The following is a 12,218-nucleotide window of genomic DNA, read 5'->3' as shown; positions in this document are numbered from 1 at the left end:
ACGGCCCCGTGTCAGGACGCGCCGTCGTCCGGGGGGGCCTCGGGGCCCGACGGCGCCGTCGCGGAGTCGAGGTCGGGGTGGACCGGCAGCACGGCCGTGAGCCCCATCATCGTCAGCGTGGTACCGAGCTCCTCGGAGGTGCTCACCACGCGCACGCCGAACCCGGCCGCCTGGGCGCGGCGGTACGCACCCAGCAGGACGCCCAGGCCCGAGGAGTCGACGAAGGGCACCTGCTGCAGGTCGACGACGAGCCCGCCGCCCCGGTCGTCCGGACCGGGGGTGCGACGCGCCGCCCAGTCGTCGACCTCCTGGGTCAGCGCGCTGGTGAGGTCGGGCGCGGCGTAGACGTCCAGGTCTCCCGCCAGCCGCACGACGCGCCAGCCGCGCAGGTCGCTGGCGTCGAGCTGGATGTGCACGTGGGTCCTCCGGTGGCCGCGTCCGTCACCGTGACTCCCGCTGGCCCGGTCGAACCTAGGCGGAGATCCCGATCTGCGCCCGTCGGCGCGGCCACCGGTCAGGAGGGCGCTGCCGCCACCGCTGCGGCGCCGGCTGCCGCGACCGCTCCGACCAGGCGCAGCGCGTCGGCGCGCCGCAGCCGGCGCACCATGGAGGCCGACCGCCCGCGCGCGGCGAGCGCCCCGTGCGCCGGGCCCGCCGTCGTCGCCGTGACGGCGACGACGGCGGTGCACGCCCCCACCGACACCAGGGACCACGCGTCGCGCGGTCCCGCGAGCAGGACCGCGGCGCACGCCGCCGCCAGCAGGCCGTAGACAGCCGCCACCACGGGTGTGATGCGCCGGCGGTGGGCGTCGTGCTCGACGGCCCAGCGCTCCTCCGGCGCGCCCAGCAGGGCGGGGTAGACCAGCGCCGTCACCACCAGCTGGAAGCCCAGGTGCAGGGCCGTCGCGGCGAGCAGCAGGACCGTCACCACGCCGTCGTCCCCACCGCACCCACCACGGCGCCAGCCTCGCACCGGCGCGGGGCCGGCGCGGGGCCGGTGCGGCCGGGGTCAGCCCTCCGCGAGGTCGCTGACCCCGGCCTGCTCCGCGCGGCGGTGGCGCTGGCGCACCGACGGGGCGACGAGCGCCCCGACCAGGGCCAGCACACCGACCCCGGCGGCGGCCCAGAAGCCGGTGGTGAAGGCGCTGTCCAGCGGCAGGCCCTGGGGGGTGCTCTCGGAGGTGATGACCGCGGCGATGACGGCGGTGCCGATGCTGCTGCCGATGGTCCGCACCACGGTGTTGGCGCTGATGGCCTCGCCGGTCTGCGTCGCGGGCACGCTCTCGATGATGGCGTTGGAGCAGGCCGCGAGGGCCATGCCGATCCCGACGCCGGTCAGCAGGCCGGACACCACGACCTGCCAGAGGTGGGCGTGGGAGAGGGCGGGCACCACGAACGCGGCGGTGACGCTCACACTGCCGACGACCAGCGGCACCTTCGGCCCGACGCGCCGCACGAGGATGCCGGCGACCGGCCCGGCCACGACCATCGCCAGCACGGTGGGCAGCAGGTACAGGCCGGCCTGCGTGACGTCCTTGCCGAAGCCGTACCCGAGCTGGGCGGGCAGCTGCAGCAGCGTCGGCACGAGCAGGAAGGTGCCGAACATCGCGAAGCCGAAGGCGAGGGCCACCAGGTGCGCCGTCCAGACGCCGCGGACGGTGAACAGGCGCACGTCGACCAGCGGCTCGGCCACGCGCAGCTCGACCACCACGAACGCCACCAGGGCGACGACGCCGAGCGCGAGCAGGCCCAGGGTGGACGCGCTGGACCAGCCCCAGTCGGCCCCCTCGCCGACAGCGAGCAGCAGGGCGACGAGCGCGACCGACAGCACGGCGGTGCCCACGAGGTCGAGGCGCCCGGGCCTGCGCACCGGCGACTCGGGCATGCCGAAGACGGCCCCGAGCAGGGCGACGACGACGAGCACGGCGGGCAGCCAGAACAGCCAGTGCCACGACAGGTGCTGGACGATCGGCCCCGCAGCGACGATGCCGACGCCCGCGCCGATGCCGAAGATCGCGGAGAGCAGGCCGATGGTGACGCTGACGCGCTCCTTCGGCAGCTCGTCGCGCACGATGCCGATCGACAGCGGCATCACCGCGCCGGCGGCTCCCTGGAGGACGCGCCCGACGACGAGCACGGTTAGGTTCGGGGCGAGCGCGGCGAGCACGGTCCCGGCCAGCAGCAGCACCAGCACCACGATGAGCACCCGGCGCTTGCCGACCATGTCGCCCAGGCGCCCGAGCACCGGGGTGAGCACCGCGGCGGCCAGCAGGTAGGCGGTGAGCACCCAGCTGGCGGCGCTGGTGGTGACGCCGAGGTCGCGGCCGATGGTCCCCAGGGCCGGGGCCACCAGGGACTGCAGGACGGCGAAGGACAGGCCGCCGAGGGACAGGTAGAGGACGATCGCGGTGCTGTTCGGGCGGTGCCCGGTCGGCGGCGCGTCGACGGGCGCGTCGGTGCTGGCGGCGGTGGCCACGGGGGTCTCCTGGGGTGGGGTCGCAGGCGACCGGACTGAAGTCAACGGTCGATGACTTGACCGTAGGTCGCGCCGGGCGCTTTAGTCAACGAACGCTGACATCGAGGAGTGAGTGTCGTGGAGGTCCCCGAGCGCCGTCGTGACGCCGGCCGCACCCGCCAGCGCCTGCTGGACGCCGCCCGGGGGCGCTTCGCCGCCGACGGCTTCTCCAGCACCACCGTGCGGCAGGTGGCCGACGAGGCCGGCGTCGACGTGGCCCTCATCAAGCGCTACTTCGGCTCCAAGGAGGGGCTCTTCGAGGCGTGCCTGGCCGCCGCCGTCGACGACCTCCGCGCGCCGGCCGACGACGGCGCCGAGCACGCCGACCTCGCCGCGCGCCTGGCGCACCACGCCCTGGGCGCCGGGGTCTCAGGAGCCGCCAGCGGGCAGGCCCTGATGCTGCTCCTGCGCTCCTCGGGCGACGAGGCCGTCGACGACCTGCGCCGCCGCGTGCTCGGCGAGCACAGCGAGCGCCTCGCCCGCCGCCTCGCCCCGGGGGGCGGTGACGGCGCAGCGGTGTCCCCGGTCGAGCTGCTCACCGCGCAGGTGGCGCTGGCCGCCGTGGTCGGCGTCGCGGTGCTGCGCTCCTCCCCGGGCCTGGAGCCGCTGCGGGCCGCGGAGCCCGCGCAGCTGGCGGCGCTGCTCCGCCGCCTCCTCGACACCCCGGAGAGCTGATCCCGGCGGTCCTTGCGCTGCGCGCCGGCGGGGGAGGAGCCTGACCGTCGTCGTCGAGGAGCGGGGGCGCGGTGACCGGGCCAGGGGGACCAGGTGGACCTGTGGGAGCGGTGCTGCGGTGGGTCGGAGCGGTGCTGGGCTGGCTCCTGAGCCCCGCTGACGGGGTGGCGCCCGCGGCTGCCGGAACGCGCCAGCCGCCCGTCGCGAGCACGCCCGAGAGCAGCGGCCCAGGACTCTGACGCCCGCGGGGTGCGGGGAGCGCCGCCCCGGGGCCGTCCCGTCGGGTGAGACTGGGGGCGTGCACCCCGAGGTCGAGGCGGCGGAGGCCCCCGGCCTGCCGCGGTGGGCGCGCCTGGGCCTGCTGGGAGCGGTGGCGCTCTCGGTGCTCGGGCTGCTCAGCGCACTACCCGGCGTCCTGGGGAGCGGCTCGCAGCACGGGGAGGCGCCCGCGCCCTACGGCGTGGCCGGGTGCGTGCCGCCCGCCGGAGCCGGGCCCGTCGACGTCGCCGTGACCGCCCGCGCGGTCGACGACGACGGCGAGCCGCAGCCCACCCTCGGCGGTGCGGGGCTCGACGTCGGGGCCAGCGTGCGCGACCTGGGCGGGTACGCGGCCGAGGGCGTGCCGCCGTGCGACGTCGTCCAGGTCAGCGTGCACCTGCACGACCCGGCCGCCGGCGGCACGGTCGAGGGGTCGCTGGAGCCCGGCCCCGCCCCGCTGGACGTGCGCGGCGAGGGGGGCGGTGAGCTGGTGGCCGTCGACTGGTCCACCTGGGCCGCCTCGCTGCCGCAGAGCGCGCGCGGGGGCGAGCTGCACGAGCAGGCCGCGTGGCTGGTGACGCTGGTCGACCCGCGGCCCGGCACCTACCGGCTGGCCGGGCGCGTGACCGCGGCGGACGCCACCGGTGCGTCCGGCGACGTCGAGGTGCTCGTGACCGTCGTCCCCAGCACCTGACCGGCGGACGGCCGACGGGTCCCGGAGGCTCCACCTCCGACGCTGGCGCTGCTGGCCCTCGAGCGCCGGCGTCAGCCGAGCCCGGGCGCGCTGGACCGGCGCGCCGCGACCACGACACCGACGAACGCGGCGAACGACGTGCCCGCCGCGAGGCCGACGGCGAGCATGAGGGCGCCGACGAGGAAGAGGCCGGTGTCGTCGTACGCGGCCGCCCACGCCGTCCACGCCCACCAGAACCCGACCGAGACGCCGGTGGCCGCGACGACGGGCGACCACCGGGCCGCGAGCAGTGCGGTCACCACGCCGACCGTCAGGGCGCATCCGAGGACCTGCAGCGTCACGTAGGGCGACTCGTCCTGGCGGGTGACGACGTCGTAGGAGGTCGTGTCGTCCCAGCCCAGCCACGCGGCCCACACCGCGAGGCCGGCGAGCACGGCGAGGCCGAGCCGCGCCGAGGTGCCCACCGGGCGGTGCCGCTCGCTCCCCGGGGCGGCGAGGGGAGCGCGCCGGCGAGAGCGGCGCAGCACCACGACGTGGAGCACCAGGTTGACCAGCAGCGGCAGCACCGCGGGGAGCACCCCCGACAGCACCCACCACGGGGCGCCCAGCAGCACCTGGGTCGCGAAGACGACGCCGTGCAGCGCCCCCGGCCCGTCGCCGTCGAAACTGGTGGGCGGCAGCAGCGGCCGCGCGACGAGGACGGCGACGACCAGCGCCGCGTGCACGAGCAGCAGCGGCGTCCACCACCGCCCGGACCGCTGGGGGGCGGGGGAGTCCATGCGCCGATCATGCGCCTCGGACGACCCGGCGCCGCGGACGGCGCGCTCGGGGCAGACTCCCGGTGTGAGCGGACACGACGTCGTGCCGGGGCGGGTGCTCTCGGTGAACACCGGCCGGGAGCGCCCCATCGCCGCCAAGGACGGGACCACCGGCATCGACAAGCGACCGGTCTCCGGACCCGTCGCCGTGCGCGCCCCCGGGCCCAAGGGCACCGGCGGCAGCGGCCTCGCGGGTGACCACATCAGCGACACCGCCCACCACGGCGGCGACGACCAGGCCGTCTACGCCTACGCCCGCGAGGACCTCGACGCCTGGGGCCTCGAGCTCGGCCGCGACCTGTCCGGCGGTGCCTTCGGCGAGAACCTCACCACCACCGGCGTCGACGTCAACGGGGCCGTCATCGGCGAGGTGTGGGAGGTCGGCTCGGCCCTGCTGCAGGTCGCCAGCCCGAGGGTGCCGTGCGTGACGTTCGCAGTCTGGCTGGGGCAGGAGCGGTGGGTGCCGCGGTTCACGCAGGCGCGCACGCCGGGGGCGTACCTCCGGGTGCTGCGCGACGGCGAGGTCACCGCGGGTGACGCGGTCCGCGTGGTGGAGCGGCCCGCGCACGGCGTCGACGTCCGGACCGTCTTCGCGGCGACGACGACGAGCCCGGAGCTGCTGCCGCTGCTGCGCGACGTGCCCGAGCTGCCCGCCGAGGACCGCGCCCAGGTGCTCCGCCGCCTCGACGGTCGCTGACCCGGCCCGTCGGGCATGCAGAAGGGGCGTCGAACGGGGCTCTGCGGGTCCGACGGGGTTCTTGTGCATGCTGGGCGGGACGCTCGCCGGTGACTACGGTCGCCGCCGTGGACGACCCGCGCACCGAGCCCCCCGTCGCAGCCGGTGAGGCCGCCACCCTGGCCGGCTTCCTCGACTTCCTCCGCGAGACCGTGGCGCTCAAGACGGCGGGCCTCGACGCCGACCAGCTCCGGCGGGCGCACCCGCCGTCGTCCATGACCCTCGGCGGGATGCTCAAGCACCTGGCGTTCGTGGAGGACCACTGGGTCGGGCACGTCGTGCTCGGCCGCGCCCCGACCCCGCCGTGGGACACCGCCCCCTGGGACGACGACCCCGACTGGGACTGGCGCTCCGCCGCCGCTGACGACGCCGCGGGTCTGCGGGCGCTGTGGCGCTCGGCGGTCGAGCGCTCGCGGGCCGACCTCCCGCTGGACGACCTCGCCCGGCTCAGCGCCGTCGAGCGGCAGGGCGAGCGGGTGTCGGTGCGCTACGTGCTGGTGCACCTGGTCGAGGAGTACGCGCGCCACGCGGGGCACGCCGACCTGCTGCGCGAGGCGCTCGACGGCACCACCGGGGAGTGACCCGCCGAGCGGCCCCGGCGGCGCGCGGGCGGCGCGCCCGGCGGACGGTCGCTACCGTGCGGCCGTGATCGAGGACGACACCGCCCGCCCGGAACCCGGCGGCGCGGAGCCCGTCAGCGCGGAGCCCGGCGGCGCGCAGGCGCTCGAGCAGTACCGGGCGCGGGCCCGCGAGCTGACCGGCGTGCTGGCCGAGCACGTGGCGCTCGTCGACCGCGGCGGCGACGGCTGGGCGGAGTCGGCCGGCGCGCTGAGGGCGGCCGTCGACGCCTTCGCCGAGGCGGAGGGGGCCCTGCGCGGAACCTCCCCGCTGGTGACCGGGGGGCCCGGTGGCCCGGCCGGTGACGAGGGCGGTGAGGAGGACGACGACGCGGGCTGGCCCCTCCCCGACGCCTCCCAGGAGGAGGCGCCCGTGGTCACCGTGCTCGGGCGGTGGGACTACGTGGTCACCGACGCCGCCGCCCTGGTGCAGCACGGACGGGCCGCCCACCTCGCCGTCCACCCCCGGGACGACCACGAGGACGCCGTGCTGCGCGTCCCGTCCGTCACCGCTGCGGTCGACGCCGTGCTGCGGGGACCCGTGCTGGAGGCGCTGGAGGGGGCGCCGGGCCTCGAGCCCGTCGCGTCGGCCAGCCAGGTGCTGCAGCACGCCGGCTCCTCCGACGAGGAGCTGGAGACCGACCCGTTCGGTCTCACCCGGGGACCCGCCCCGGCGGCGGACGACCTCTGCGGCTGCGGGCACGTCCGCGACCCGCAGGACCGCCACGTGAGGTTCTCCCTGCCCGACGCGGTCTTCGAGAGGGCGTCCGCGGGCGAGGAGGTTCCGGACCTCTGGATGAGCCACGACGACCCCGACAGCTCCGTGATGCTGGCCGCGCCCGGGTTGGGGTCCTTCGTCAGGGTGCTGCTGCGGGTGCGGGTCGACGACGGCACCGGCCTCACGTACGGCACCTGGCTCCAGGTCGACCACGACGAGCTGCTGCGCGCGAACGAGGTGTGGTTCGCCCCCGAGTACTCCGACCTCGTGCTGGAGGGGAGGCTCGCCAACGACGTCGCGCCGGGCGGCGTGCTCGGGGCGCACGCCCGCGCCGTCGTCACCGACCCCAACGCGACCCCGAGCATCGACTCCTCGGACGACAGCGTCCTGGCGCGCGTGCTCACCGAGGTCTGGCCCGCCCACCTGCACCCCGGCGCCTGATCGCCCGGGAGCCCCGGCCGGCTGGGGGCGGGCGATCAGGCGCAGTTCGCCGCCGTCACGAGCCACCCGCCCAGCGACGACTGCCGGGTGAGCACCTCCCAGCGGCCGTTGACGAAGGTCCTCTCGCGGGCGGCGTCACCGTCCAGCGCGGTCCAGCCGTCGCGCGGGGCGCCGGGGAGGACCCCGAGGTTCCCCGTCTGCTCGTCGAAGGCGGGCCCGTCGAGCCACACCGCGAGGGCCCCGGCGGCGGAGGGCTCACCGTCGAAGCCTCCGACGACCATGTCGGCGATGTAGCCCATCTCGCAGGGACCGGCCTCGCCCGACGCGGGCGCGAAGGGGCCGACCTGCTCCACCTCCCGCCACGACGCCCCGGACGTCAGGTGGGTGCAGCCCGAGAGGAGCGCCACGGCCACCGCACCCACAGCGGGCGCCAGCACCCGCCGCAACGCCTCCCGAAGACCCATGGCCGCCATCATGGGGGACGTGGACCACGACGTCGTGGCGCGCGAGGAGCTGCGCCACAACCCGCTGAACGAGGTGACGGCGTCGGTGGAGCGGGTGGTGCTCGCCGACGGGCGGTCCCTGGTCCGCAAGGAGCTGCGCGCGCCGTCGTCGTGGCCCTCCGCCGGTGCGCCGGGGGCGTGGGCGGCGTCGACCGACCCCCGCCACTGGAACAGCTGGCGGCGCGAGGCCGACGTCCACCGCGACGCCGCCCTGCGCCGCAGCCTGCGCGGCACCGGGCTCGACCTGCCGGGGTGCGAGGTGGAGGACGTCGGGACGCCGGTCACGGGCGCCGTGCTGTGGATGGAGGACGTCGACGGCGTCCCCGGGGAGCGCTTCGACCTCGACGACCACGCAGCTCTGGCCGCGGGGCTCGGCCGCTGGCAGGCGCCGGGACCCCTCGACGCGCCGTGGACGTCGAGCGGCTTCCTGCGGGAGTACTCCGGCAGCAAGCGCGTCGCGTGGGAGCTGCTCGACGACGAGGTCGCGTGGGCGCAGCCGCTGGTCCGCGACACCTGGCCCCCGTCGCTGCGGTCAGGGTGGGCGCGCCTGGTCGCAGCGCGCGAGCGGCTCCTGCGGGTGGTCGAGCAGCTGCCGCGGACCCGCAGCCACCTCGACGTCTGGGTGGCCAACGAGGTCCGCAGACCCACCGGCGAGGTCGTGCTGCTCGACTGGGCCTTCGCCGGTGACGGCGCCGTCGGGGAGGACCTCGGCAACCACGTGCCCGACGCCGTCTTCGACCTCTTCTGGCCCGCGGAGCGGTTCGAGGAGCTGGAGACGACGTGCGTCGAGTCCTACCTCGCGGGGCTCGCCGAGGGCGGGTGGCGCGGGGACCCCGACCTCGTGCGGCTCGGGGTCCTCGCGTCGTGCGTGAAGTACGCGTGGCTGCTGCCGCTGCTGCTCCAGCGCGCCGGAGCCGCAGAGCACGCCGCCTACCACCGGCCCGCCGACGCCCAGCACCTCTACGCGCAGCGAGGTCTGGCCCTGTCGCACCTCGTGCGCTGGTGCGACGAGGCCCTGGCGACGGCAGAACGGCGATGACCTGGCAGCGAGCGCTCGCCGACGAGGCGGTGCGCTCGGCCCGCGACGAGCCGGGCGTGGAGGCCGTGGAGGTGACCGGGTCGCTCGCCGTCGCCGGCGGCGCGCAGGTCGACGCGTGGAGCGACGTCGATCTGCGGGTGGTCGTCGCGACCGGGGGTGCCTTCGGCGCCGCGCGGTGGGTGCCCCGATTCGGTGTGCCCTGGGCGCACACCGCACAGGTCGCCCCGGAGGGGCACGTGCACCGCGTGGTCTACGCCGACGGGCGCCGGCTCGACGTCGTCGTCCACCACCGCGGGGCACCCCCGGAGTCGCCCCCGGTGCCCGAGACCGACCTCGCCGAGGTCCGGCAGGCGGCGGCGCTCGCGGTGGTGAAGCTCGCGCGGAACGACCTGCTCATCGGCACCCACCTCGCGCTCGAGCTGGTGCAGCGCTGCCTGGTGCAGGCGATGGTGCTGCGCGACCGCCAGCTGGGGACCACCAGCCACCAGGTCGGTGGTCCGCTGAACGAGGTCGTCGCCCGCCTCGACCGGCTCCGGCGGCACCCGTGGAGCGCCGAGGGCGGGATGGCGCTCGTCCGGGAGGCGGCCGAGGTGCACGACGAGCTGGCGGTGCGGTTGGACCCCTCCTACGTCGCCGACTGGTCCGGGCTCGACGCCCTGCTCCGCCAGGCACGTCGCTGAGGCGGCTCGACCTGTCGGAACCGTGTCTCGACGTGTCGGAACGCGGGCCTGGTCCCGACACGTCGAGGCACGGTTCCGACACCTGGAGGCGCATGACGAGTCGCCCGGCCCCGCAGGCCCCGGACGGCCGGGACGCATCTCCTCGCTCGGGGAGGGGTGTCCCGCCCAGCATGCGCAAGAGCGCCTCGACCGCCCCTCAAGGCGCCTGGGGCGTCCTTGTGCATGCTGGGCGGGACGGGCCGGGTCGGTGGGCGCCGTCCGACCGGTGCTCCGATCAGGCGGCCCCCCTTCGGGGACGTCCGCCCCGGTCAAGCGGGTGCCGAGCGCAACCGATGGTCTGGTCGTGATGGACTCCGTGGGGACCCGACTGGGCGCTGCCTTCGCCGCGCTGACCGCCTGCACCCTGGTGTGCGGGGGGACCGGCCTGTGGGCCCTGGAGGACCTCCAGTCGCGCGACGCCGCGCAGGCGCGGATCGAGGTGGCGGACCGCACGGCCCGCGAGGTGGCGTACGCCAACACCGACGCCTCCGGCTGGCAGGCGTACGTGTACTCGCAGGCCGTGGTGGAGGGCGTGCCCTCCCTCGACGCGAACACCTACAACGTCGACGGGCTCGCGGGTTCGCACGACGCGGGCGACGCGTCGCTGGCGGCCTTCGACGAGACCGACCTCACCGCTGGGGAGCGCGCGACCCTCGCCGACGTCCGCACCCTGTGGACCCGCTACTGGCAGGAGACCGACCAGCTGCTCGCCCTCACCCGCCAGGGGACCCCGGAGGCCAGCCGCCAGGCCTACGACGTGCTCAACGGCGACCTCGACGCCAGCTGGCAGGAGCTCGACGAGGCCACCAGCGCGCTGGTCACCAGCCTCGACGCGCGCAGCGACGAGGCCCGGTCCGACGCCGCGGCCGCCGCCCGGCGGCTCCAGCTGGTGCTGCTGGTCACCACCCTCCTCGCCGTCCTGCTGGCCGCCGTCACGGCGCCCCGGGTCACGCGCTCCATCACGGGCCGGCTGGCCCCGGTGGTCGACGTGGTGCGGGGCCTGGCGGAGGGCCGCCTGGACCAGCGCGCGCCCGTGGGCCGCGCCGACGAGATCGGCGTCCTGGCCACGGCGACCAACGAGTCGCTCGACACCTTCTCCGCCCTCGTGCGCGGCATCAGCGCCGACGCCCGCACGCTGACCTCGTCGGTCGAGGGGCTGCGCACGTCAGCGGTGCAGCTGTCGCACGAGGCGACGGCGACGTCGTCGACCACGGCCGACGTCGCCCAGACGACCGACCGCATCAGCGCCGACATCGCGACGGTCGCCGCGGCGGGCGAGCAGATGACGGCGGCCATCGAGTCGATCTCCGCCTCGACCCTGTCCGCCTCGCGGGTCGCCGGGGACGCCGTGCAGGCCGCCACCGCGGCGGGGGCCACGATCGACCGCCTGAGCGCCTCCAGCCGGGAGATCGGCGAGGTGGTGAAGCTCATCACCACGATCGCCGCGCAGACCAACCTGCTCGCGCTCAACGCCACCATCGAGGCAGCGCGGGCGGGGGAGGCCGGCAAGGGCTTCGCCGTCGTCGCCGGCGAGGTGAAGGACCTGGCTCGGCAGACCGCCGCGGCCACCGAGGAGATCACCGCGAAGGTCAGCGCGACGCAGGTCGACGCCGAGGCCGCCGGCTCCGCCCTGCAGGGCATCGGCGAGGTCATCGCCCGCATCGACGCCCTCCAGGGCACGATCGCGGCCGCGGTCGAGCAGCAGTCCGCGACGACGTCGGAGATGGTGCGCACCGTCTCCGCGGTGGCCGTCGGCAGCGAGCAGATCGCCCGCACCGTGTCCGGGGTGGCCAGCGCCACCGAGGCCACGACGCGCACCGCGGGCGACACCGAGGTCGTCACCGGTGAGGTCGCGGCGGTCGCCCGGTCGCTGGAGCGCGCGGTGGCGACCTTCCGCCTCTGACCGCCCTGGGGGGGCCTGACCACCACGGGCGACCCCCGCGCCGCCGGCGCTGGAGGTCGCGTCGGCGCTACGCCGGGACGGCGGCGCGGCTGAGCGGCCGCGCGCTGTGGGCGAGCCGGAACCACACGACGTGGCGGGCCCGCCGCGCGCCGGAGGGAGGGCCGTCGTCGGCGTCCTCCAGCAGGCTGCCCCAGCGGTCGGCGAGCAGCCCCAGCAGGGGCAGGCCGCGCCCGCCGAGGTGCTCGGTGCGCGGCATCGGGCTGTCCGAGCACCGCGACGGCGCCAGCGGCGTCGTGCCGGCGTCGACGACCTCGACCCCGACCTGCTCGTCGTCGACGGCGATGCGCACCAGCACGGGCGCCGCGGGGGCGTGGCGGACGGCGTTGGTGACCGCCTCGCTGGCCAGCAGCGACACGGCGTGCAGCACCTGCGGGTCCCAGTCGGCTCCGACCAGGGCGAGGTGGGATCGCACCGTGCGGGCGGCGCCGGCCTCGTGGGGGAGGCGGAGCACCGACCGCGCGCACCCTGGACCCACGTCGACCACCCCCGTCGTTCGAGACCGTCGATGACGAGCATGGGGGC

General features: G+C 76.6%; 14 protein-coding genes. 8 read left to right on the top strand and 6 right to left on the bottom strand.

The annotated features are described in order from the left end of the window. Window positions 1-11: 11 nt before the first annotated feature. The 3 genes from F1641_RS18650 to F1641_RS18640 all read right to left on the bottom strand — a co-directional run bounded on the left by F1641_RS18650 (window position 12) and on the right by F1641_RS18640 (window position 2,476). The gene (locus F1641_RS18650) at window positions 12-416 is read right to left on the bottom strand and encodes an STAS domain-containing protein (protein ID WP_194907988.1); all 405 of its coding nucleotides are present in this window, start codon (window positions 414-416) and stop codon (window positions 12-14) included. A gap of 98 nt (window positions 417-514) precedes the next feature. Further along, window positions 515-928 carry a hypothetical protein gene (locus F1641_RS18645; protein WP_194907987.1) on the bottom strand — a complete coding sequence of 138 codons (414 nt, stop codon included), beginning with the start codon at window positions 926-928 and terminating at the stop codon, window positions 515-517. Window positions 929-1,009: 81 nt separating this feature from the next. After that, window positions 1,010-2,476: an MFS transporter gene (locus tag F1641_RS18640; protein ID WP_194907986.1), complete on the bottom strand. Its 1,467-nt coding sequence runs from the start codon at window positions 2,474-2,476 to the stop codon at window positions 1,010-1,012. Between the two features lie 117 nt (window positions 2,477-2,593). Here F1641_RS18640 and F1641_RS18635 point away from each other — a divergent pair, with 117 nt between their 5' ends. Continuing rightward, window positions 2,594-3,190 (top strand): TetR/AcrR family transcriptional regulator, encoded by a 597-nt coding sequence (locus tag F1641_RS18635; protein WP_206691468.1) that lies wholly within the window; start codon window positions 2,594-2,596, stop codon window positions 3,188-3,190. Window positions 3,191-3,488: 298 nt separating this feature from the next. After that, entirely contained in the window at window positions 3,489-4,142 is a 654-nt protein-coding gene (locus F1641_RS18630) for a hypothetical protein (protein ID WP_194907984.1), read from the top strand. 71 nt (window positions 4,143-4,213) lie between these two features. Here F1641_RS18630 and F1641_RS18625 read toward each other — a convergent pair whose 3' ends face one another. Further along, entirely contained in the window at window positions 4,214-4,921 is a 708-nt protein-coding gene (locus F1641_RS18625; RefSeq protein ID WP_194907983.1) for a hypothetical protein, read from the bottom strand. Window positions 4,922-4,985: 64 nt separating this feature from the next. Here F1641_RS18625 and F1641_RS18620 point away from each other — a divergent pair, with 64 nt between their 5' ends. From F1641_RS18620 to F1641_RS23560, 3 genes are all read left to right on the top strand, one after another. Then, complete coding sequence (locus F1641_RS18620) at window positions 4,986-5,657, top strand: MOSC domain-containing protein (protein WP_309225710.1); 672 nt, start codon at window positions 4,986-4,988, stop codon at window positions 5,655-5,657. A 107-nt stretch (window positions 5,658-5,764) separates the two neighbouring features. Beyond that, window positions 5,765-6,277, top strand: coding sequence for a DinB family protein (locus F1641_RS18615; protein ID WP_206691467.1), 513 nt, complete (start codon window positions 5,765-5,767; stop codon window positions 6,275-6,277). A 64-nt stretch (window positions 6,278-6,341) separates the two neighbouring features. Continuing rightward, window positions 6,342-7,472 carry a DUF2199 domain-containing protein gene (locus F1641_RS23560; protein ID WP_194907980.1) on the top strand — a complete coding sequence of 377 codons (1,131 nt, stop codon included), beginning with the start codon at window positions 6,342-6,344 and terminating at the stop codon, window positions 7,470-7,472. A 35-nt stretch (window positions 7,473-7,507) separates the two neighbouring features. Here F1641_RS23560 and F1641_RS18605 read toward each other — a convergent pair whose 3' ends face one another. Then, window positions 7,508-7,936 (bottom strand): hypothetical protein, encoded by a 429-nt coding sequence (locus F1641_RS18605; protein WP_194907979.1) that lies wholly within the window; start codon window positions 7,934-7,936, stop codon window positions 7,508-7,510. Between the two features lie 19 nt (window positions 7,937-7,955). Here F1641_RS18605 and F1641_RS18600 point away from each other — a divergent pair, with 19 nt between their 5' ends. The 3 genes from F1641_RS18600 (at window position 7,956) to F1641_RS18590 (ending at window position 11,636) form a co-directional block, all read left to right on the top strand. Then, window positions 7,956-9,014 carry an aminoglycoside phosphotransferase gene (locus tag F1641_RS18600; protein ID WP_309225709.1) on the top strand — a complete coding sequence of 353 codons (1,059 nt, stop codon included), beginning with the start codon at window positions 7,956-7,958 and terminating at the stop codon, window positions 9,012-9,014. Beyond that, the gene (locus F1641_RS18595; RefSeq protein ID WP_194907975.1) at window positions 9,011-9,694 is read left to right on the top strand and encodes an aminoglycoside 6-adenylyltransferase; all 684 of its coding nucleotides are present in this window, start codon (window positions 9,011-9,013) and stop codon (window positions 9,692-9,694) included. Before F1641_RS18600 ends, F1641_RS18595 begins: the two co-directional genes overlap by 4 nt. A 346-nt stretch (window positions 9,695-10,040) precedes the next feature. Further along, a complete protein-coding gene (locus F1641_RS18590) occupies window positions 10,041-11,636 on the top strand; it encodes a methyl-accepting chemotaxis protein (RefSeq protein ID WP_255515125.1) in 1,596 nt (531 codons plus the stop codon). Window positions 11,637-11,703: 67 nt separating this feature from the next. Here the strand turns inward: F1641_RS18590 and F1641_RS18585 are convergent, their stop codons facing one another. After that, window positions 11,704-12,147 carry an ATP-binding protein gene (locus tag F1641_RS18585; protein WP_194907971.1) on the bottom strand — a complete coding sequence of 148 codons (444 nt, stop codon included), beginning with the start codon at window positions 12,145-12,147 and terminating at the stop codon, window positions 11,704-11,706. Window positions 12,148-12,218 lie beyond the last annotated feature (71 nt).

The sequence above is a fragment of the Quadrisphaera sp. INWT6 genome, from assembly GCF_015390235.1.
Lineage (GTDB): Bacteria > Actinomycetota > Actinomycetes > Actinomycetales > Quadrisphaeraceae > Quadrisphaera.
The sequence above is the reverse complement of the archived record's forward strand: the minus strand, read 5'-3'. Positions and strand labels throughout refer to the sequence as shown.

What these genes read in the sequence shown, in the direction of transcription:
- F1641_RS18625 (WP_194907983.1), bottom strand. Translation starts at nt 4,921, where the DNA reads ATGGACTCCCCCGCCCCCCAGCGGTCCGGGCGGTGGTGGACGCCGCTG.
- F1641_RS18590 (WP_255515125.1), top strand. Translation starts at nt 10,041, where the DNA reads ATGGACTCCGTGGGGACCCGACTGGGCGCTGCCTTCGCCGCGCTGACC.
- F1641_RS18605 (WP_194907979.1), bottom strand. Translation starts at nt 7,936, where the DNA reads ATGGGTCTTCGGGAGGCGTTGCGGCGGGTGCTGGCGCCCGCTGTGGGT.
- F1641_RS18595 (WP_194907975.1), top strand. Translation starts at nt 9,011, where the DNA reads ATGACCTGGCAGCGAGCGCTCGCCGACGAGGCGGTGCGCTCGGCCCGC.